General features: G+C 69.6%; 20 protein-coding genes and 1 pseudogene. 7 read left to right on the plus strand and 14 right to left on the minus strand.

The annotated features are described in order from the left end of the window. Window positions 1–6: 6 nt before the first annotated feature. Complete coding sequence (locus GV015_RS14940; protein ID WP_079707114.1) at window positions 7–2,298, minus strand: polyribonucleotide nucleotidyltransferase; 2,292 nt, start codon at window positions 2,296–2,298, stop codon at window positions 7–9. A 301-nt stretch (window positions 2,299–2,599) separates the two neighbouring features. Continuing rightward, on the minus strand, window positions 2,600–3,682 hold the full coding sequence (locus tag GV015_RS14945; RefSeq protein ID WP_159879099.1) for an FUSC family protein: 1,083 nt from the start codon (window positions 3,680–3,682) through the stop codon (window positions 2,600–2,602). A 117-nt stretch (window positions 3,683–3,799) separates the two neighbouring features. On the opposite strand from GV015_RS14945, the gene GV015_RS14950 reads away from it, so the two are divergent. Next, window positions 3,800–4,912 (plus strand): acyltransferase family protein, encoded by a 1,113-nt coding sequence (locus GV015_RS14950; RefSeq protein ID WP_236555484.1) that lies wholly within the window; start codon window positions 3,800–3,802, stop codon window positions 4,910–4,912. Here GV015_RS14950 and GV015_RS14955 read toward each other — a convergent pair. Then, window positions 4,902–5,822, minus strand: coding sequence for an NADP-dependent oxidoreductase (locus tag GV015_RS14955; protein ID WP_159879101.1), 921 nt, complete (start codon window positions 5,820–5,822; stop codon window positions 4,902–4,904). The two genes, GV015_RS14950 and GV015_RS14955, sit on opposite strands and share 11 nt — an antisense overlap. A 117-nt stretch (window positions 5,823–5,939) precedes the next feature. Here GV015_RS14955 and GV015_RS14960 point away from each other — a divergent pair. Next, window positions 5,940–6,425, plus strand: a pseudogene (locus GV015_RS14960) (DedA family protein); the annotation flags it as partial. A 144-nt stretch (window positions 6,426–6,569) separates the two neighbouring features. Here GV015_RS14960 and GV015_RS14965 read toward each other — a convergent pair. The 5 genes from GV015_RS14965 to GV015_RS14985 all read right to left on the minus strand — a co-directional run bounded on the left by GV015_RS14965 (window position 6,570) and on the right by GV015_RS14985 (window position 11,404). Then, a complete protein-coding gene (locus GV015_RS14965; protein WP_071262327.1) occupies window positions 6,570–8,057 on the minus strand; it encodes an amino acid permease in 1,488 nt (495 codons plus the stop codon). 248 nt (window positions 8,058–8,305) lie between these two features. Beyond that, the gene (gene rpsO / locus GV015_RS14970; RefSeq protein WP_056012204.1) at window positions 8,306–8,575 is read right to left on the minus strand and encodes a 30S ribosomal protein S15; all 270 of its coding nucleotides are present in this window, start codon (window positions 8,573–8,575) and stop codon (window positions 8,306–8,308) included. A 102-nt stretch (window positions 8,576–8,677) separates the two neighbouring features. Next, on the minus strand, window positions 8,678–9,466 hold the full coding sequence (locus GV015_RS14975) for a hypothetical protein (RefSeq protein ID WP_159879103.1): 789 nt from the start codon (window positions 9,464–9,466) through the stop codon (window positions 8,678–8,680). Between the two features lie 148 nt (window positions 9,467–9,614). Beyond that, window positions 9,615–10,244 (minus strand): FMN reductase, encoded by a 630-nt coding sequence (locus GV015_RS14980; protein ID WP_159879105.1) that lies wholly within the window; start codon window positions 10,242–10,244, stop codon window positions 9,615–9,617. Beyond that, complete coding sequence (locus GV015_RS14985) at window positions 10,241–11,404, minus strand: LLM class flavin-dependent oxidoreductase (protein WP_159879107.1); 1,164 nt, start codon at window positions 11,402–11,404, stop codon at window positions 10,241–10,243. Before GV015_RS14985 ends, GV015_RS14980 begins: the two co-directional genes overlap by 4 nt. Before the next feature lie 151 nt (window positions 11,405–11,555). On the opposite strand from GV015_RS14985, the gene GV015_RS14990 reads away from it, so the two are divergent. Both GV015_RS14990 and GV015_RS14995 read left to right on the plus strand, forming a co-directional pair. Continuing rightward, window positions 11,556–12,665 (plus strand): M4 family metallopeptidase, encoded by a 1,110-nt coding sequence (locus GV015_RS14990; RefSeq protein ID WP_236555486.1) that lies wholly within the window; start codon window positions 11,556–11,558, stop codon window positions 12,663–12,665. 41 nt (window positions 12,666–12,706) lie between these two features. Then, on the plus strand, window positions 12,707–12,979 hold the full coding sequence (locus GV015_RS14995; RefSeq protein WP_064294474.1) for a protealysin inhibitor emfourin: 273 nt from the start codon (window positions 12,707–12,709) through the stop codon (window positions 12,977–12,979). Between the two features lie 33 nt (window positions 12,980–13,012). On the opposite strand, the gene GV015_RS15000 is transcribed toward GV015_RS14995, so the two are convergent. After that, a complete protein-coding gene (locus GV015_RS15000) occupies window positions 13,013–14,053 on the minus strand; it encodes an LLM class flavin-dependent oxidoreductase (RefSeq protein WP_064294475.1) in 1,041 nt (346 codons plus the stop codon). Window positions 14,054–14,221: 168 nt separating this feature from the next. Between GV015_RS15000 and GV015_RS15005 the strand changes: the two genes are divergently transcribed. After that, the gene (locus GV015_RS15005) at window positions 14,222–14,872 is read left to right on the plus strand and encodes a hypothetical protein (protein ID WP_159879109.1); all 651 of its coding nucleotides are present in this window, start codon (window positions 14,222–14,224) and stop codon (window positions 14,870–14,872) included. Between the two features lie 37 nt (window positions 14,873–14,909). Here the strand turns inward: GV015_RS15005 and GV015_RS15010 are convergent, their stop codons facing one another. Then, the gene (locus GV015_RS15010) at window positions 14,910–15,191 is read right to left on the minus strand and encodes a YdeI/OmpD-associated family protein (protein WP_079707121.1); all 282 of its coding nucleotides are present in this window, start codon (window positions 15,189–15,191) and stop codon (window positions 14,910–14,912) included. Between the two features lie 84 nt (window positions 15,192–15,275). Further along, window positions 15,276–15,707, minus strand: a complete 432-nt coding sequence (locus GV015_RS15015) for a pyrimidine dimer DNA glycosylase/endonuclease V (protein ID WP_079707123.1) — start codon at window positions 15,705–15,707, stop codon at window positions 15,276–15,278. Window positions 15,708–15,838: 131 nt separating this feature from the next. Here GV015_RS15015 and GV015_RS15020 point away from each other — a divergent pair, with 131 nt between their 5' ends. Then, complete coding sequence (locus GV015_RS15020) at window positions 15,839–17,155, plus strand: MFS transporter (protein ID WP_201299395.1); 1,317 nt, start codon at window positions 15,839–15,841, stop codon at window positions 17,153–17,155. A gap of 3 nt (window positions 17,156–17,158) precedes the next feature. On the opposite strand, the gene GV015_RS15025 is transcribed toward GV015_RS15020, so the two are convergent. Then, complete coding sequence (locus GV015_RS15025; RefSeq protein ID WP_124769542.1) at window positions 17,159–17,689, minus strand: adenine phosphoribosyltransferase; 531 nt, start codon at window positions 17,687–17,689, stop codon at window positions 17,159–17,161. A gap of 88 nt (window positions 17,690–17,777) precedes the next feature. After that, entirely contained in the window at window positions 17,778–18,152 is a 375-nt protein-coding gene (locus GV015_RS15030; RefSeq protein ID WP_064294480.1) for an FKBP-type peptidyl-prolyl cis-trans isomerase, read from the minus strand. A gap of 329 nt (window positions 18,153–18,481) precedes the next feature. On the opposite strand from GV015_RS15030, the gene GV015_RS15035 reads away from it, so the two are divergent. Continuing rightward, a complete protein-coding gene (locus GV015_RS15035; RefSeq protein WP_370281973.1) occupies window positions 18,482–19,384 on the plus strand; it encodes a fumarylacetoacetate hydrolase family protein in 903 nt (300 codons plus the stop codon). A gap of 74 nt (window positions 19,385–19,458) precedes the next feature. On the opposite strand, the gene GV015_RS15040 is transcribed toward GV015_RS15035, so the two are convergent. Beyond that, complete coding sequence (locus GV015_RS15040; RefSeq protein WP_159880323.1) at window positions 19,459–20,937, minus strand: aspartate ammonia-lyase; 1,479 nt, start codon at window positions 20,935–20,937, stop codon at window positions 19,459–19,461. Between the last annotated feature and the right edge of the window lie 39 nt (window positions 20,938–20,976).

Genomic DNA, 20,976 nt, shown 5'->3' on the forward strand with positions numbered 1-20,976 from the left:
TGAGACCTAGCCTTCGGCCGGGGCCTCAGGGCCCTCGCTGGCAGCGTCGCTGCCGTGCGTGTCGGCCTCATCGGCGACGACCGGAGCGAGCGAGAGCTTGCCGCGGTCGTCGATCTTCGTGATCTCGACGAGGATCTTCTGGCCGACGCCGAGCACGTCTTCGACGTTCTCCACACGCTTGCCACCGGCGAGCTTGCGGACCTCGGAGATGTGCAGCAGGCCGTCCTTGCCCGGGAGCAGCGAGACGAACGCGCCGAACGCGGCGATCTTGACGACGGTTCCGAGGAACTGCTCGCCGACCTCCGGGTTGGTGGGGTTCGCGATCGCGTTGACCTGGGCACGAGCGGCCTCGGCCGACGGACCGTCGACGGCGCCGATGTAGACGGTGCCGTCCTCCTCGATGGAGATGTCGGCGCCGGTCTCGTCCTGGATCGAGTTGATCGTCTTGCCCTTCGGGCCGATCAGCTCGCCGATCTTGTCGACGGGGATCTGGACGCTGATGACGCGAGGCGCGGTCGGCGCCATCTCGTCGGGAGCGTCGATCGCCGCGTTCAGCACGGAGAGGATCGTCGTGCGGGCGTCCTTGGCCTGCTGGAGCGCACCGGTCAGGACCGAGGTCGGGATGCCGTCGAGCTTCGTGTCGAGCTGGATGGCCGTGACGAACTCGGAGGTACCGGCGACCTTGAAGTCCATGTCGCCCAGGGCGTCTTCGGCGCCGAGGATGTCGGTGAGCGCCGCGTAGCGGGTCTCACCGTCGACGACGTCGGAGATGAGGCCCATGGCGATACCGGCGACGGGTGCGCGGAGCGGCACACCGGCGTTCAGCAGCGACAGGGTCGAGGCGCAGACGGAACCCATCGAGGTCGAACCGTTGGACCCGAGGGCCTCGGAGACCTGGCGAATCGCGTAGGGGAACTCCTCGCGGCTCGGCAGCACCGGCACGAGGGCGCGCTCGGCGAGGAAGCCGTGCCCGATCTCGCGACGCTTCGGCGAACCGACCCGGCCGGTCTCACCGGTCGAGTAGGGCGGGAAGTTGTAGTGGTGCAGGTAGCGCTTCTTCGTGACGGGCGACAGCGAGTCGATCTGCTGCTCCATCTTGAGCATGTTCAGCGTGGTGACACCCAGGATCTGGGTCTCGCCGCGCTGGAAGATCGCGGAACCGTGGACGCGCGGGATGACCTGCACCTCGGCGTCGAGCGGACGGATGTCGGTCAGGCCACGGCCGTCGATGCGGATGCCCTCGCGGAGGACACGGCCGCGCATGACGACCTTCGAGACGGACTTGTAGGCCGCCGAGAACTGGGTGAGTACCTCGGCGTCGAGCGAACCGGCCTCGACGCGCTCGGTGATCTCCGCCTTGACGCGGTCCTTGAGGGCGTCGTCGGCGTTCTGGCGCTCGATCTTGTCGGCGATCTGGTAGACGTTCACCAGTTCGTCGTGTGCGAGACCGGCGACGGCGTCGTAGCTCTCCTGCGTGTACGGGAGGAACACGGGGTAGGCCGCAATCTCCTTGGCCGCCTGAGCGGCGAGTTCGCTCTGTGCCTTGACGAGCTGCTTGAGGAACGGCTTGGAGGCCTCGAGACCGGCAGCCACGACCGCCTCGTCGGGCTTCGTGGCGCCGCCCTTGATGAGGTTCCAGCTGTTCTCGGTGGCTTCCGCCTCGACCATCATGATCGCGACGTCTTCGTTGCCGTTGGCGTCGGTCACGATGCGACCGGCGACGATGATGTCGAAGACGGCCTCCTCGAGCTGGTCGACCTTCGGGAAGGCGACCCACTGGTCGGCCTCGCCGGCCTGGCCGGGGATCAGCGCGAGACGGACGGCGCCGATCGGACCGGAGAACGGCAGACCCGAGATCTGGGTGGACATCGACGCCGCGTTGATCGCGAGGGCGTCGTAGAACTCACCCGGAGCGATCGAGAGGACGGTGATGACGATCTGGACCTCGTTGCGGAGGCCGGTGACGAACGACGGGCGCAGCGGCCGGTCGATGAGGCGGCAGACGAGGATCGCCTCGGTCGAGGGGCGGCCCTCACGACGGAAGAACGAACCGGGGATCTTGCCGGCGGCGTAGGAGCGCTCCTCGACGTCCACCGTGAGGGGGAAGAAGTCGAAGTTGTCCTTGGGGTGCTTTCCGGCCGAGGTGGCCGAGAGGAGCATGGTCTCCTCGTCGAGGTACGCGGCGATCGCGCCCTGTGCCTGCTGCGCGAGGCGGCCGGCTTCGAACCGGACCGTGCGCTTGCCGAACTTGCCGTTGTCGAGAACGGCCTCGGCGAACTTGATTTCTGGACCTTCCACAGGTCTCTCCTTCGTACGTGTGCGCTCCCGTCGAGTGACGGGCCGCGCGTCCCGAATGGACGCGCCGTCGAGCGCGGTCGTGCATGATGCAGCGCGCAACACAGCCGCAGTACTTGCTCAAGCCGCCCGGTCTTCCGGGACTTGGCTGGCCACCAGTAGAACACCACCCGCGGATCGCGAGGGATACACCACCGAGGACCAGCTTCCTGTCGGCTGGCTGTGCGCGGAGCGGACCATCACGGTCCGCCGTCGGTCAGCCTAGCAGAGGGGGGTTCGGCGATCCCCGGAACGACACGGATCCTCAGGTGATGGGCGGGGTGCCAGGAGCGTCCGGAGACGCCGCGCGCCGACGGTCGCGTCCCCACGACACGAGCAGGAGGAGCATCGCGACGGCCGCTCCGAGGAGGGTGTCGAGCACGCGCTCCCCCACGATCGCGAGCACCGGTTGCGTCGACGAGGACGTGCTGATGATGAGCACGAGCGGCGTGATGAAGACGAGCGCCAACGCGTAGTGCCGGATGACGACGAGCTCGATCGTGAACTGCAGGGCGGCCAGCACGAGCGCGAGGACGTAGCCGTGCGGCTGGAGCGAGGCCACGGCGAGGAAGATCCCGGCGCCGACGACCGTCCCGAGCACGCGGTGCACGCCGCGTGTCGCGCTCAGGGTGCGCGAGTGCCCCACGCTGAGGATCGCGACGGCGGACCCGGCGATCCAGTACCCGTGACCGAGGCCGAGGACCGCTCCGAGGACCGCACTGATCGCGAGCGCGACCGTGAGGCGTGCCGCGATCCGGCGGTCGGTCGCGCTCAGCCGGTACTCGGGGAACAGCACCCGCATCGGCGTCGGCTTCCCCGCGCCGCGGCGGACGGCCGGCACGAGCAACGGCGCGACGACCACCAGCGAGGCGAAGGCGGAACCGGCCGCCACGAGCAGGATCACCAGTCTGCCGTCGAGCCCGGCGCCGCCGATCGGGACGGGCGCGGTCAGGTGGCCGGCGATGCCGAACACGAGGATGAAGAACAGCGCGCCCGGAGGGCCGAGGACGATGCCCTGCACCAGCCAGATCACCACCGACCCGACGACGATGAGGCCGATCGCGGTCAGCGGCCGAGAACCCGACATCGCGACACCCAGCGCCGCGGCCGTGACGAGTCCTGCTCCGATGAGCGGCAGCACCCGCAGACGGTCCCGGCGGCTGAGCGGCGCGCAGTAGAGCGCGGTGAACGCCCCGAGGCCGGTGAGCAGGCCGAGCGGCGTGAGTCCGAAGAACGTCGCGACCGCGACCGGCACGGCCATCGCGATGGCCGCGGTCAGCGCGGCTGGCCAACGTTTCGGCGACGGCGCGAAGCTGATCAGCGAGGTCTTCAGACCGCGTTCAGCCATCCGGTCCTCCGCTCTCGTGCAACCATCCAACGCTACGCCATCCTGAGCCCGGCGCCCGGGCCCCGTCATCGCGCGGGCCGCCCCGGGCTACGCTGGTGCGAACCCCAGGAGGTGACGTTGACGCATCCCGCGCCGGCAGCCGCTCGCCCGAAGCAGCGGGTCCCGTTCTGGGACAACGCCCGTTTCGCGTGCATCACGCTCGTGGTCATGGGCCACGCGATCCAACGCCTGACCTCCGAGTCCGACACCGCGCTCGTCGTGTACCTGTTCCTCTACGCCTTCCACATGCCGGCGTTCGCGATCATCAGCGGGTACTTCTCGAAGTCGGCCCCTCCCGGACGACGACAGATGCGTCGGGTGATCACAGACATCCTCCTGCCCTACCTGATCATGGAGGGGATCTGGTCCCTCGTGCAGTTCCTCGTCGAGGGCAAACGCGCGTTCAACCCGACCCAACCGTCGTGGACGCTCTGGTTCCTCCTCGCGCTCGGCATCTTCCGCCTCGTCCTGCCCTATCTCGCGCTCCTGCGCTGGCCACTGCTTTGGAGCGTGGTGATCTCGATCGGCGTCGGCTACCTCGACAACGTCGACAGCACGTTCTCGCTCTCGCGCGCACTCGGGATCCTCCCGTTCTTCGTGCTCGGGTGGCAGATCAACCGGTGGCGGCTCGTGGACCGCTGGCGTCTCGTCCGTACGAGGGCCTGGTGGATCCGGATCGCCGCCACCGCCGTCCTCATCGCTTGGGCGGTCGTCCTCGTCGTCGGGATCGACCTGTGGCGGCGCATCGACCTGCGCTACTGGTTCTTCTACGACCGGGGGTACACCGCGCTCGGCAACGAGGACGGGACGGGCGGCCTGGTGCGACTCGCGGCGATCCTGCTGGCCGTCGTCCTCACCGCGGCGTTCTTCGTGCTCGTCCCCCGCGGCCAGTCGTGGATCACCCGGTACGGACAGTCGACGATGTACGTCTACCTGCTGCACTCCTTCGTGCTCTACCCCCTGCGCGAGTCGGGCGTCCTCACCGACACGGGCAGCCCCGAGCTCGTCCTCATCGGCCTGCTGGTGCTGTCGGTCCTGATCGTCGTCGTACTCTCCAGCGGACCCGTGCGCCGCATCACGAGACCGCTCATCGAACCCCGCGCGGCGTTCATCTTCAGTCGCAAGCGGGCCTTCGACCCGGAGCCCCCTCGGAGCGACCCGACCGGGTCCCGCCGCGACGTCACGAGGTGACGAGGACGACCTTCCCGCGGACGTGACCGTCGATGAGGTGGCGGTAGGCGTCGACGACCCGCTCGATGGGCCACACGCTGTCGATGGGGAGGACGATCTCACCCCGCGCGATCGACTCGCCGAGCGCTGCCAGCTCGTCGAGCGTCGCGTCCTGTCCACCGACGCCGCGGAATCCGTGCTCGGCGGCGAAGGGCCGGTCCGCGATCGTGTTGACCCGCTCCGGCGCGACGCCGAGGTCGCGCGCCAGCTCGAGGGTGGGCCGGCCGTGGGTGTCGATGACGGCGGTGATCCCGCCAGGGGCCGCCTCGAGGACACGCTCGCGCAGCCCGTCGCCGTACTGGACGGGGATGATGCCGAGACCGCGGAGGAACTCCTGATTGGCCTCGCCGGCGGTGCCGAGCACGACCGCGCCCGTCCGCCTGGCGAGCTGCGCCGCGAGCACGCCGACCCCGCCGGCCGCAGCACTCACGAGCACCGTGTCCGGCTGCTGGACGCCGACGGCGGCGACCGATGCGATCGCCGCGCGTCCCGCGATGTCGAGGGCGCCGGCCTGCTCGATGGTGAGCCCGTCCGGCACATGATGGAGGATGCCGGCCGGAGCGATGAGGAAGTCCGCCTGCGCGTGGAACCGGTGTCCGCCGTACACGTGGTCGCCCGTCGCGAATCCCTGGACACCGCTCCCCACGCCGTCCACCACCCCGGCGAAGTCGTTGCCGTTCCCGCTCGGGACGTCCCGGCCGAAGGAGGCGAGCGCTTCGGGTGATGCCGCGAGCTTGTGGTCGACGGGGTTGAGGCCTGCGACGAGGACACGGACGCGGACCTCGTCGTGGCCGGGCACCGGGATGTCGCCCTCGACGAGGTGGAACACCTCGGGGCCACCGAACCGGTCGAACCGCACGAACCTCGCCATGATGCCTCCTCCGCCGGCTTCCGCCGACCTCCATGCTCACACGCTTCCCAGGCGAGGACCACCCCGGCCGCAGGGGACGTCACGCGCCGTTCACCCGGCCGAGCGAGAATCACGGGCATGGCATGGGTCGATGAGCTGCAGACGGCGATCACGGCGTGGTTGCTCGAGATCGCCGCGTCCGGCTGGGTGTTCCCGGCGCTGTACCTGCTGACGGTCGCCGACGCCTTCCTGGTCGTCCTTCCGAGCGAGACCGCGGTGACGGCGCTCGGAGCGATCTCGGCGTCGAGCGGCTCGCCGGGCCTCGCCCTCCTCATCGGCGTGGCCTGGGCGGGCGCCGTGACCGGCGACGTGTCCTGCTACCTCCTCGGACGACGGATCGGGACCACACGGTTCGCCTGGATGCGGCGTCCGCGGGTCGCGGGCGCGATCGGACGTGCGGGCGTCGCCCTCGAGCGCCGTGCCGCTGCAGCCATCCTCACCGCGCGCTACATCCCGTTCGCGCGCATCGCGGTCAACCTCGTCGCCGGGGCGAGTGGGCTCCGCCCCCGTCGGTACCTTCCGATCACCGTCCTCGCAGGGCTCGCCTGGGCACTGTGGAACGTGGGCGTCGGAGCCGTCGTCGGCCGGTTCCTCCCGGATCAGCCGGTACTCGCGACCGCGGTCTCGATCGTCGTCGCCGTCGGCCTGGGCGTGGCCGTCGACCGGATCAGCGCAGCCCTGGCCGCACGACGGCGACGACCACTGGCCTCACTCGACGAGCTCGCCCCGCGCCTTTTTGCCGACGATGGAGTGCCGGCGGCTGTAGGCGAAGTAGATGATGAAGCCGAGCGCCAGCCAGACGAGGAACCGCACCCAGGTGAGCGTCGTCAGGTTGAGCATGAGCCAGACGCAGAGCACCGCTGAGAGGATCGGGAGGAACGGCGACCACGGGACACGGAATGCGCGCGGCAGCTTTGGATACTTCTTCCGCAGTACGATCACGGCGATGCTGACGAGCACGAACGCGGAGAGCGTCCCGATGTTGATCATCTCCTCGAGGATGCCGACGTCGGTCAGGCCGGCGATCAGCGCGACGAGCGCGCCGACGATGAGCTGCACCCGCACGGGTGTCTTGCGCTTCTCGGAGGTGACGCTGAGCGAGCGCGGGAGCAGGCCGTCGCGGCTCATGGCGAAGACCACGCGGGCGAGGCCGAGCAGGAGCACCATGATGACGGTCGTCAGGCCGGCGAGGATGCCGATCGAGATCACCTGAGCCGCCCAGTCCGCGCCGACCGCGATGAACGCCGTCGCGAGCGAGGGGTCCTCAGCCTCGGCGAGGGTCGTGTACGGCACCATGCCGGTGAGGACGAGGCTCACGCCGACGTAGAGGACGGTCACGATGGCGAGGCCGCCGAAGATGCCGCGCGGCAGGTTGCGCTGCGGGTTCTTGACCTCTTCCGCGCTCGTGGCGACGACGTCGAACCCGATGAAGGCGAAGAAGACGAGTGAGGCACCGGCGAGCAGACCGAAGACGCCGTACTGCGCGGGCGCGGCCCCCGTCATGAAGGAGAACAGCGACTGCGACCAGGCGTCGGACGCCCCGCCCTTCGTCGGGACCTCGTCGGGGATGAACGGCGTGTAGTTCGCGGCCTTGACGAAGAAGGCGCCGACGACGATGACGAAGATGACGATCGCGACCTTGATGATCGTGAAGACGCTCGCGACACGCGAGGACAGCTTCGTCCCGAGGACGAGCAGGGTGGTGAAGATCGCGACGATGACGAACGCGCCCCAGCTGACCTTGAGCCCGAAGACGTCGAGCTCGCTCGGCACGTCCCAGCCCCAGAGCAGGAAGACGTTGCTGAGGTAGATGCCCCAGTACTTGGCGATGACGGCGGCCGCCGTGAGCATCTCCAGGATGAGGTCCCATCCGATGATCCACGCGAGGAGCTCACCGAGGGTGGCGTAGGTGAAGGTGTAGGCGGAGCCGGCGACGGGCACCGTGGAGGCGAACTCCGCGTAGCACATGATGGCGAGGGCACAGGTGACGGCCGCGAGGATGAACGCGAGCGACACGGACGGACCCGCGTAGTTGCCCGCGGCTTTGGCTCCGACGGAGAAGATGCCGGCGCCGACCGCGACCGCGACACCCATGATCATGAGGTCCCAGGTGCCGAGGGTGCGCTTCAGACTGCGCCCTTCGACGCTGGAATCCGCGAGGGAGTCCTCGATGCTCTTCGTCCGCCAGATGCTCATGGTGCTCCTTGCCGTGGTGCGGTACCTCGTGGCCTCGCTCGAAGCCGACTCTCGACCTTGCCAGATGAGCAGGCCGAGGTCGAGTCGCAGACGGGATGTTCTCCAGCTGCAGCGTTCCTGATCGAACACGAACGGGCCGCCATCCCGGAGGATGACGGCCCGTCACGAAGAAGCTCGCGGTGTCAGCGCCCTTCGACAGGCTCAGGGACCGTGGGTCTCGTGAGCTGGCGGAGGCTTCAGAGTGCTGCCTAGCGGCGGAGTCCGAGGCGCTCGATCAGCGAGCGGTAGCGCTCGATGTCGACGGCCTGGAGGTAGCCGAGGAGGCGGCGACGCTGTCCGACCAGGAGCAGCAGGCCACGACGCGAGTGGTGGTCGTGCTTGTGCTCCTTGAGGTGCTCGGTGAGGTCCTTGATGCGGCGGGTCATGACCGCCACCTGGACCTCGGGGGATCCGGTGTCACCTGGGTGGGTTGCGTACTCTTCGATGATCGCCTTCTTACGGTCTCCTTCAAGCGCCATAGTGGTGATCCCCTCTCTGTTCGTTGCGCGGTGCCCGTCGCCTGATGCGTGGGCTCTCTTGATCCGCGGCCGTTCGACGGCAACCTTGTGATTCTAGCAGGTTCAGAGCGTGGGAGGTTCGCGATGCGTCGAGCGCCGCTTCGCGTTCGCCCGTTCCTCCGCTTCGCTGGCTGCGACCCGGCGTCGGCGACGCAGCACGAGGATGAGGGCGAGCGCGATGAGGTCCAGGACCAGGAAGGCGAGGAGCAACCAGACCCAGAGCGGCGGTCCGGCACCGGCGTTCGGCGCGGGTTCAGCCGCTGCCTCGGCCGCCTCGGCGGTCGTCGTGGAGTCGTAGACGAGCCGGACGGGGTCGCCGAGCGTGGCCCCGCCGTCGGCGTTCGTCGACACGAGGGCGAGGGTGATGTCGTACTCCCCCGCGTCCGCACCGCGCAGCCACTGGGTCATGTTGATCCTGGTGGACCATCCGCCGTCGCTCCCGATCTCGATCGGCTGACCGTCGAAGCGGAACTCGGTCGCCCCCGTCCCGCCGGTGGACTGCAGGTCGCAGGACGCGTCGTCGGCCGTGGAGCTGCTGAAGCAGGCCTTCGCCGAGTCGTAGAGGTCGATCGAGCGCCAGTAGGACAGCACGACGTCGGCACCCGGGTCGGCGGTGCCGGTGACGTCGAATCCGCTGACCTGCTCACCGTCCAGGGTGTAGTCGACGCGGTAGACGGTGTCGCCGTCGGTCGGGCTCTCGATCGTGCCGGTGCCGGCGGCTGAAGCCGGAGCTGACGCGGCGAGCGGCAGGACGACGGATCCGGCGCCGAGCGACACCGCCACCACGGCGAGCGCCGCGGCACGAGCGGCACGCTGCAGCAGCGGACCGAGTCGACGCGCTCCGGGGATCACCTGGCCACCACTCCCTCCGGCGACGCCGGACGGCGACGCACGCCACCAGTATCCCAAAGACCGGGGCGCCGAGCCTGGGAACGACGGAGGCGGGGACCGCACCGGGCGGTCCCCGCCCGCATCGGGGCGGTCGGACGGAGTCGTCCGATCAGGCCCCGAGACCGCCGAGCAGCTCGGAGAACGGGCGATCGAGCGCGAACGGGTCGTCCAGGCGCCCGGAACGGTCCGAGGCCGCCACGAGTGCGCTGAACTCGCCGGCCGCACGGTCGATCCGCGCCGGCAGGGCACCGACCTGCGCGTCGCCCGACCCCCAGTCCTCGGAGGCCGCGAACACGGCGGTCGGCACGGTCACCGCCCGCAAGTAGGCGAACAAGGGACGCACGGCGTATTCGAGGGCGAGGGAGTGTCTGGCCGACCCACCCGTCGCACCGAGGACGACGGGCACCCCGGTCAAGGCGGTCGGCTCCACCACGTCGAAGAACGACTTGAACAAACCGGAGTAGCTGGAGGAGAAGATCGGCGTCACCGCGATCACGCCGTCGGCGGCGGTCATGGCTTCGATCGCCTCGGACAACCGTGGACTGGGGAACCCGGTCAGCAGGTTGTTCGTGATGTCCTGCGCGAGGTCGCGCAGCTCGATCGACGTCGTCCGGGCCTCGTACCCGTCCTGCTCGAGGCGCGCCACGGTGGCGTCGCGGAGGCGGTCGGCGAGGAGGCGTGTGGACGACGGTTGACTGAGGCCGGCCGACACGACGGCGAGCGTGCGCTTCGCGGTCATCGGGTCGCCCCGACCGCCGCCGCGCCGAACGCCGAACCGGATGCGACCCGGCTCGTCTCGACCGCACCGGAGCGCGAAGCGAGTTCCGCCTCAGCGGCCGCGACCATCGACGTGTGCGTCGGCGCCTCCGGCACGTCGGCCGGACGATCCTTCGCGAACTCCTTGCGTAGCACCGGCACGACCTCGCCGCCGAGGATCTCGAGCTGGTCGAGCACCGTCGCGAGCGGGAGCCCGGCGTGATCCATGAGGAACAGCTGACGCTGGTAGTCGCCGAAGGTCTCGCGCATCCCGGCGTACCGGTCGATGACCTGCTGCGGGCTGCCGACGGTGAGCGGCGTCTGCTCGGTGAAGTCCTCGAGCGTCGGCCCGTGACCGTACACGGGGGCGTTGTCGAAGTACGGCCGGAACTGGGCGACGGCGTCCTGCGAGTTCTTCGCCATGAACGCCTGGCCGCCGAGTCCGACGATCGCCTGCGCGGCCGTACCGTGTCCGTAGTGCTCGAACCGCTGACGGTACAGCTGGATGAGGCGCATGTAGTGCTCCTTCGGCCAGAAGATGTTGTTCGCGAAGAAGCCGTCGCCGTAGTAGGCCGCCTGCTCGGCGATCTCGGGGCTCCGGATGGAGCCGTGCCACACGAAGGGCGGCACGCCGTCGAGCGGTCGCGGCGTGGACTGGAAGCCCTGCAGCGGGGTGCGGAACTGGCCCTGCCAGTCGACGTAGTCCTCTCGCCAGAGGCGGTGGAGCAACGCGTAGTTCTCGATCGCGAGGTTGATGCCCTCGCGGATGTCCTTGCCGAACCAGGGGTAGACGGGCCCCGTGTTGCCGCGGCCCATGATGAGGTCGACCCGGCCGCCGGCCAGGTGCTGCAGCATGGCGTAGTCCTCGGCGATCTTCACCGGGTCGTTCGTGGTGATGAGCGTCGTGCTCGTCGAGAGGATGAGGTCCGTGGTCTTCGCCGCGATGTAGCCGAGCATGGTCGTGGGACTCGACGGGACGAAGGGCGGGTTGTGGTGCTCGCCGGTCGCGAAGACGTCGAGACCGACCTCCTCAGCCTTCACAGCGATCGCGACCATCGCCTCGATGCGCTCGTGCTCGGTGGGCGTGATCCCGGTGGTCGGGTCGGTGGTGACATCCCCCACCGTGAAGATTCCGAATTGCATCATGCGCTCCCACTCGTTCTTTCATGCGTTTGCATGGATATTCAGGACAACGGCGTTCACGCCCGCGCTATTCCCGGCCCGTTCGGCATTCTGTCCACAGCGCGCCGCGCGAGCCGTACGCCGTGTCGGCGGGCTATGGCAGGATCACCGCATGAACGGCTCACCGAACCCTTCGTCCAGCATGCCGACACCGGCCCCTCGGCACGTGTGCGGCATCGTCCCACCCTGGTTGCTCGAGCGCATCGCCGAACTCGACGCTCCGCAGCTGGCGCGTGCCGCCAGTGCCGCGCGGTACTCGCTGCTCGCCACGCGACCATACCGCTTCCCCGAGCCCGGCTCGGAGCGGGCCACCGGCCCTGTGCGCAGCGCCACGGCTGGCAAGCGTCCGGTCAGCGCCCCGCAGCGCAGCATCCACGACGCCCGGCGGACCGAGACCCTCCCGGGCACGCTCGTCCGCTCGGAGGGTGAGCCCGCCACCACCGACGCCGCGGTCTCCGCCGCCTACGACGGCCTCGGAGACACCCACGCCCTCTTCGCCGAGGCGTTCGCGCGCGACTCCATCGACGGCCGCGGGCTGCCCTTGCTCGCCACGGTGCACTACGGCGACGACTACGACAACGCGTTCTGGAACGGCGAGCAGATGGTCTTCGGCGACGGCGACGGCGAGGTCTTCCGCAGCTTCACGAGCTCCTTGAGCGTCATCGGCCACGAGCTGGCCCACGGCGTGACGCAGTACACGGCGAACCTCGTCTACGAGGGGCAGCCCGGAGCGCTCAACGAACACGTGTCCGACGTCTTCGGCGCCCTCGTCGAACAGCACGCGCGCGGCGAGGACGCGGCATCGGCGTCCTGGCTCATCGGCGAAGGGCTCTTCACGGACGAGGTCGAGGGCAACGCACTGCGTTCCATGCTCGCCCCGGGCACGGCCTACGACGACGACGTCCTCGGCAAGGACCCGCAGCCGGCGCACTTCGACGACTACATCGAGACGACCGACGACAACGGAGGCGTCCACCTCAACTCCGGCATCCCAAACCGGGCGTTCGCGACGCTCGCCGTCGCCCTCGGCGGCAACGCCTGGGAGCGTGCGGGGCTCATCTGGTACGACACCCTCGTCGGTGGCCTGTCGGAGCGCGCCGACTTCGCGACCTTCGCCGCGGCGACGATCGCTGCGGCCGCCGCCAGGTTCGGTGTGGACTCGGAGGAGCACACCGCGGTCGGGCAGGCGTGGGCGCTCGTCGGCATCGAGCCGTCCGCGTGAGCGTCGTGGCAGCGCCCGGGCTCGCGGAGTAGCATCGCGGCATGAAGGTCACGGTGACGAGGAGCGGCGGTGTAGCCGGTCTCACCCGACGCTGGGAGGTCGTCGTCGACGAGCAGCCCGACGTCGACCGGTGGATCGTCCTGCTCGACCGCCTCCCGTGGGACGACACCCCACAAGGACCACCGGTCCCGGATCGGTACGTCTACCGCATCAGATGTGCGCCTAAGGAGGCCACCCTCGGCGAGCAGCAGCTCACCGGTCCCTGGCAGGAACTCGTCGAACGAGTGCGCGCCGTCCAGCCGCCACGCGACTGACGATTCCTCGCCAGTCGCGTGACGCCGACGGCGTCAGTGCTGCGGGAAGCGCTCCGCCAGCAGTTCGATCGTCCGCTCACGTGCGGGCGCCGAGTTCGACGGCGTGCCCTCCCGTGCAGACCCGACGGGCGACACCATGACCTCGTCGACACCGAAGCGGTCGGCGAGACCCTGCAGCTCCGCCGCAGCCTGGTCGGCGTCGCCGATGATCCAGGCAGCGCGCATCTGCTCGACGAAACCGAGCTCGAGATCGCTCTGCTCGGTCGCGGCGGCCTCTTCGACGGTCGCGATGGGTCCCAGCGGCTTGCCGGAACGCAGTCTCGCCATCTGCTGCAGGTTGGGGAGCGCCAACGCTTCCGCCTCGGCGGCCGTGTCGGCGACCACGGCGTTCGCGGTCAGGAAGGTGCGAGGCGCGTCGAGATGTGCGGACGGCTGGAAACTGGACCGGTAGAGCTCAAGGGCCCGAGCCGTCCCCTGGCCGGAGAAGTGGTGCGCGAAGACGTAGGGCAGTCCGAGTGCTGCGGCGAGCGCCGCCGAGTAGTCGCTCGAACCGAGCAACCACACGTCCGGCACGCTGCCGGCCTTCGGCGTTCCCCGCAGGGCGTACTCCTCGCCGGAGGTCATCCGCACGCTCGCACCGTCGACGCCGAGGAGGGCGACGATGTCCTGGACGTTGTTCGGGAACCGGTCGACGTCGCTCGTGTTGCCGGACTGGCGGAGCACCGCGGAGATGACGGGGTCGCTGCCCGGCGCCCGGCCGAGGCCGAGGTCGATGCGACCGGGCGCGGAGGCCTCGAGGAGCGCGAACTGCTCGGCGACGACGAGCGGCGCGTGGTTCGGGAGCATCACGCCGCCGGAGCCGACCCGGATCCGCTGCGTGGCGGCGGCCAGGATGCCGATGACGACCGCGGGGTTCGTCGATGCGACGGACGGCATGTTGTGGTGCTCGGCCACCCAATACCGGTGGTACCCCAGCTCGTCGGCGCGCTTCGCCAGGGCGATCGTCGCTGCGAGGGCAGCCGCGGTGTCCTGGTCGGTGCGGACGGGGATGAGATCCAGTATCGAGAGTCGCATGGTCACCTTTCGTCGCGCTGCCGAACGGCGACAGACGCATCAGGGTGCAGCGCTCGGACGGCCTGACATATTCCGCCTCGGCGACCGCAGTGGATTCCCAGGGCGATCCAAGCCAGATGCCACACCTGACGCGTACGCTGGACGCCCGCGACCGTGAAGGAGCACAGCATGGGATTCCTCGATCGACTGCTCGGACGCCCCGAGTCCGATGGACCTGTCCAGGCGACGGCCGGCGGGAGCCCGGCTCCGGCCCGCGCGCGGACGGAGGACGAGATCGCCGTGGAACGCTACCGCTACCTCCTGCGGACCGCGCCGCCGGAGACCATCGAACAGGTCCACGAAGAGGCCTTCACGAAGCTCACCCCCGAGCAGCGGGGCATCCTGTACCGACAGTTGTCGGAGGACGCCCCGACCGGTGAGGCACCGGCCGACGACTCCCCCAAGGCCCTCGCGCGTTCGGCCACCCGGGCCGAGGTGCGGCAGCCTGGGACCCTCGAGCGCAACCTCGGTCCGCAGGGCGGCGGGATGGGCTTCGGTGGCATGCTGGCCAGCTCCATGCTCGGCACCATCGCCGGTGTCGTGGTCGGTTCGGCCATCGCGCAGGCGTTCATCCCGGACACCGTCGGGACCGATGCCGGTGGCACCGATCAGAGCGGTGCCGAGGCAGGGGCGGGAGACGGCGCGGCGACAGACGCCTCCGCAGCCGACAGCTCCGCCGACGGCGGTGGCTGGGGTGACGGTGGATTCGGCGACTTCGGTGGCGGCGGCGACTTCGGTGGCGGCGGCGACTTCGGTGGCGGCGGCGACTTCGGGTTCTGAGCCCTACCGGCACCCTTGGAGCGCCGACGCGTGTCCGTCAGCGCCGCTGACCACCCGCGGTACGCGCAGGAGCGGCCGTCCGGAGTTCCACGGCCCGCTGGGCGAGCAACTCGATGACCGCTTCGATCCGTGCATCCCGGTGCGCGTCGTCGGACCGCTCCACCCACATCGCGAGTTCCCGCTGTGCACTGTTCGGCAGGCCGCGGAAGAACGACAATCGACCGGCGTCGTCGATCGCCTCCTCGAGGTCCGGCCGCAGCCGCACCACCGTGCCGGTCGCCGAGAGCGGCGCGGCTCCCACATCAGCGTGTCTGCCCATGCGGCAACGGTAGTGGGTCGGACGGCAGCCGTCGAGCAGCTCGGTCCTGACCGACCTCGGCAGGGTCCTCGGGCCGTCAGGACCTCAGGCGAGTTCCCATGAGGCGACGCCACCACCGACGACGACGAACACCGGGTGCGGCTGCGGTCGCCAGACCTTCGCCCATCGGGACGCGACGTCCGGGCTGCGTCCGAGCAGGTGTCGCCGCAGGTTGCCCCATTCGTAGTCGAGCTGGCCGTCGGTCACGACGAGGGGCTCCGGGAGGACGCCGGAGGCGACGACACGCGCACGGTCGAAGACGATGTCGCGCTCCTGCGCCTCGTCGGCGACACCGTTGAGGTAGGCCGCGATCGCCTCCAACGGTTCGTCGGCCTCGAGGAAGCGCTGGAGCTGCGGGTGTGCACGGAGGCTCGATCCGGGCTCCTGCAGGACCCGCTGGGCGATCAGCCCTTCACGCCAGGACGATGTCAGCGCCTGGGCGTCGAAGTACCGGGGATGGATCGACCAGAGACGCATGTCTCCATCCTGCCCGAGGGCGCTGACAACCGACTCCGGGCAGCCCCTGCCCTCACCGCGGAGCCCTGCCGCGACGCGCGTAGGCTGAGGTGCATGTCTGAGCGCGCTCCATCCCGTCACCCGATGCCCCGGTGAGCGCTGCACCCGGATCCGGGCGGCGCGGGCTCCTCGTCGATCTGAGTCCACTCCGGGAGAGTCCGGCCTTCGCCCGGCTGTGGATCGGCGGGGCGATCACCGGGATCGGCGGCCAGATGACCATCGTCGCCGTCGGCCTCCAGGTCTACGACCTCACCGCGTCGACGTTCGCCGTCTCGCTCGTGGGCGTCATCGCGCTCATCCCGATGATCTGCTTCGGGCTCTACGGCGGCATGCTCGCGGACGCGTTCGACCGACGCACGGTCGCCCTGACGGCCGCCGTGGTCACGTGGGTGTCCACGGCGATCATCGCGGTGCTCGCCTGGAGCGGTTCGGAGGTGGTCTGGCCGCTGTACCTCCTCACGACGATCAACGCCGTGTCGACGACCATCGTCGGGACGACGCGGCAGGCGATCCTCCCCCGGCTGCTGCCAGCCCGCCTGCTGCCGTCCGCCGCGGCGTTGTCCGGCATCGCCGCAGGGGTCATGGTGACGGTCGGTCCCGCACTCGCCGGCGTCCTCGTGGCCAGTGTCGGATTCCGCTGGACCTACACGATCGACGTCGTGCTGTTCGTCGCCGCCTTCCTCGGGATCGCGTCGCTGCCGAAGATCCTGCCCGAAGGCGGCGTCAGTCGACTTCCGGGCCTCGCGAGCCTGGTCGACGGCTGGACCTTCCTCCGGACGGCCCCCAACGTCCGGATGACGTTCGTCGTCGACATCGTCGCGATGACGTTCGGCAACCCACGGGTGCTCTACCCCGCCGTCGGCACCCTGCTGCTCGGCGGCGGCGCGATCACCGTCGGGGTCCTGACCGCGGCCGGCGCGGTCGGCACCCTGCTGTCGAGCCTCGTCTCCGGACGACTCGGCCGGATCGACCGCCAGGGCCGCGCCATCGAGCGGGCCATCATCGCCTACGGGCTCGCCATCGCCTGCTTCGGCGCGGTCCTCGCTTGGGTCACGTTCTCCGGAACGGCGACGCACGATGCGGCCGACGTGAACCTCCCCGCCATCGTGATCGCGGCGATCGCTCTCGCCGTCGCCGGAGCGGCCGACAACATCAGCTCGATCTTCCGGATGACGATCCTCCAGGCGGCCGTGCCCGATGCCGTCCGAGGCCGGCTGCAGGGCCTCTTCACCGTCGTCGTGACCGGCGGACCCCGCGTCGGCGACCTCTACATCGGCCTCGCGGCTTCGGCCTTCGCGCTCTGGGTACCGGCGCTCGCCGGCGGACTCCTGGTCGTCGTGCTCGTCTGGACGCTCGTCCGCGTCCAGGGGGCCTTCCGGCGCTACGACGCCAGGACGCCGACCCCGTAGCGCCTAGGCGGGGGCCGTGGCGATCGAGAAGACGTCGCGACCGCTGAGCGAGGCCCGGCCGGGCAGTCCCTCGAGCTCGAGCACCAGCCCGAGCCCTGCCACCTCGTATCCGGCGCGCTCGATGAGGTTGACCGCCGCACCGCAGCTGCCGCCCGTCGCGAGCACGTCGTCGAGGATGAGCACGCGCGTCCCGGCCGGTAGCTGCTCAGTGCGCAGTTCCAGGGCGGCGGCGCCGTATTCGAGTCCGTAGTCCTCGCGGAGCACCTCACCCGGCAGCTTGCCCGCCTTGCGGATGGGGACCAGCCGCGTGTGCGTCGCGTACGCGACCGCCGCGGCGAGCAGGAACCCGCGGGCCTCGACACCGGCGACCGCGTCGAAGCGACCCTCGAAGCGCGCCGCCAGCTCGTCGATGATCGCGCGGAAGGCGTCGGCGTCGGCGAAGACCGGGGTCAGGTCGCGGAACAGGATGCCGGGCGTCGGGAAGTCCGGAATGGTCGCCGTCAGGCGGTCGACGTACTGGGTTGCGGTGGTCATGTGGTCCTCGTTCGGTCTGGGAGACATGCGACACCCCTCGCCTCAGCGACGCGTCGGTCGAGAGAGACGAGGGGTGACCTGCGGATGGTTACTTGACGCCCAGGAGGTCGATCACGAAGACGAGCGTCTGGCCGGAGAGCTGGTGGCCGCTGCCGGCCGGGCCGTAGGCGAGCTCCGGCGGGACCGTGAGCTTGCGACGGCCGCCGACCTTCATGCCGGGGATGCCGTGCTGCCAGCCCTGGATGAGGTTGCGCAGCGGGAAGTTGATGGACTGCCCGCGGCTCCAGGAGGAGTCGAACTCCTCGCCGGAGTCGTAGCCGACGCCGAGGTAGTGGACGTCGACGGTCGAGGAGGCCTGGGCCTCGTCGCCCTCGCCGAGGAAGATGTCCTCGATGACGAGTTCGGTGGGGGCCGGGCCCGTGGGGGCGTCGACCTCGGGCTTGGTGCGTGCTGAATCGGTCATGACTCCATCCAAGCAGTTCCGCCTGATCGGTTCACGCGGATTTCGCTGAGCGCGTGACGCCCCGGGCCGACGCCGGGTGGGGTGGTCGTGGCGCTGCGCCCGGTACTTGGGGGTTGCGGGCCGTGGCACCCGGGTGCATGCTGGAGGCACAGACCAACTCATCGCCCGGGCGACTCGCAGGCATTGCCGCAGCACCGGGCGATGAGTCTGTCCGGGGCCGTCCCCCGGGGATCCGCCTCGCATCCCGTTCCGTCGTGTCCGGGCATCCGCAGCTCGGACCGGTATGTCCACAACGCCCGCGCCCGACGCGCCTGCGATACCGTAGACGGGTGAAGTTCGCCCATTTCGTCGCCACAGACCACCAGCCGAGTACCCCCGCAGAGCCGCGGGTCCGACTCGCCGTCATCAGCGACACCGGGGCGGTGTTCCTCGACGAGATCCTCGAGGACGCCCCGCGCGACCTCCAGGAGCTCATCGAGCGCGGCCCCGCCGAGCTGGACCGCGTGCGGAGTTTCGTCGAGACGTCGCTCGCCCACGGTGTCAGCGGAGAACCCCTCGACGGGCTCGTCCACGCGTCCGCGGTCCTCCGTCCGCCGACGATCCTCGCGGTCGGGCTCAACTACTCGGCGCACTCGCAGGAGCTCAATCTCAAGACCGACAACGCCCCCACCATCTTCGGCCTGTGGGCGAACTCGCTCACCGGTCACGAGGGCACCACGAGCTGGCCCGCGGCGATCAGCGAGCAGGTGGACTACGAGGCGGAGCTCGGTGTCGTCATCGGCCGGGCCGCTCGCGACGTCGATGCGGCCGATGCGCTCGGGTACGTGTTCGGGTACACCGTCGTCAACGACATCACCGCCCGCAACATCCAGTACTCCGAGGCACAGTGGTCACGCTGCAAGTCCTTCGACGGGTTCACCCCGACCGGCCCGGTCGTCGTGACCGCGGACGAGATCCCCGACCCGCAGGACCTCCACATCTCGACCGTCCTCGACGGCGTGACGCTCCAGGACTCCTCGACCAGTCACATGGTCCGCAGCGTCGCGACGCTCATCGAACACCTGTCGGGCTCCGCGACCCTCCTGCCCGGAACGCTCATCTCGACGGGCAGCCCGGGCGGCGCGGGATACTCGCGCGACCCGCAGGTCTTCCTGACCGACGGCGCGACCGTCACTGTGTCCGTCGAAGGCGTCGGATCGCTCACGACGCACTGCACGGTCACCGCCGGGTAGCGACTCCCCCACAGCACACGACGAAGCCGTCCGGACCCTGGTCCGGACGGCTTCGTCGTGTACAGCCGCGTCGGTCAGCGGCTCGGGTCGGAGTCCGCTCCCGGGATCGGCAGGTCGATGATCGGGATGGCCGAGGTGATGGCCTCGATCCCCGAGAGCCGCGCGGGCGAGAGCTGCTTCGTCACCTCGTCGCGCGTCATGAGGTTGGCCTCGACCACGAGGTCCGCGACGTTGCGGCCCGTGAGCAGCGCGGTCTTCGCGAGCGCCGCAGCCGACTGGTAGCCGATGAACGGGGTCAGGGCGGTGATGACGCCGACGGACGCACCGACCATCACCTCGAGCCGTTCCTCGTTCGCCGTGATGCCGTCGATGCAGTTCACCCGCAGCGTCCTGCACGCCTGTGCCATCCAGACGATGCTCTGCAGCAGCGAGTGGGCGATGACCGGTTCGAAGGCGTTGAGCTGCAACTGCCCGGCCTCGGCCGCCATCGTGACCGTCATGTCGGCGCCGACGACGCTGAACGCCACCTGGTTCACGACCTCCGGGATGACCGGGTTGACCTTGCCCGGCATGATGCTCGATCCGGCCTGTCGGGGCGGCAGGTTGATCTCGCCGAGGCCGGCCTGCGGACCGCTCGACAGCAGACGCAGGTCGTTGCAGATCTTGGAGAGCTTGATGGCACTCCGCTTCAGGGTGCCGCTGAACGACATGAACCCGCCGGCGTCGCTCGTCGACTCGATGAGGTCGGGTGCCGTGGTGAGCGCGAGGCCCGTGATCTGGTTGAGGTGACGGACGACGGCCTCCGCGTAGCGCGGGTCGGCGGTGATCCCCGTCCCGATCGCGGTGGCACCGAGGTTGACCTCGGCGAGCAGCCAGAGGGTCTCGTGGAGGCGGTCGTAGTCCTCGTTCAGCGTCGTGGCGAACCCGTGGAACTCCTGCCCGAGGGTCATCGGGACGGCGTCCTGGAGCTGCGTGCGCCCGACCTTGAGGACGTGGGAGAACTCGACGGACTTCGCGCTGCACGAGTCGCGCAGCAGGCCGAGCTCCGTCAGGAGGAACTGCAGCGAGAACGCGAGCGCGATCTTGATCGAGGTCGGGTAGACGTCGTTGGTGGACTGCGACCGGTTGGTGTCGTCGAGCGGGTGCAGGAACTGGTACTCACCCTTGGCATGACCGGCGAGCTCGAGCGCGATGTTCGTGATCACCTCGTTCGCGTTCATGTTCGTCGACGTACCCGCACCGCCCTGGATCACGCCCACGATGAACTCCTCGTGGAAGTCACCGTCGATGATGATCTGGCACGCGCGGTCGATGAGGTTCGCCTTCGCCGGGTCGAGGACCCCGATCTCGGCGTTCGCGCGGGCGGCGGCCTGCTTGACGCTCGCGATGGCGACGACGAGGTCGGGGTAGACGGAGATCGGACGCTTCGTGATGGGGAAGTTCTCGAGCGCGCGTGCCGTGTGGATGCCCCAGTACGCGTCGGCCGGGATCTCCATCGAACCGAGTGAATCCGACTCCGTCCGAGTCTCGTCGCTGTTCGTCCTGTCCGCCATGTCGTCGTCTGCTCCAAGGGTGGTGGGGATGCTGGTGGT

This window comes from Plantibacter sp. T3 (assembly GCF_902506515.1).
Taxonomy (GTDB): Bacteria; Actinomycetota; Actinomycetes; order Actinomycetales; family Microbacteriaceae; genus Plantibacter; species Plantibacter auratus.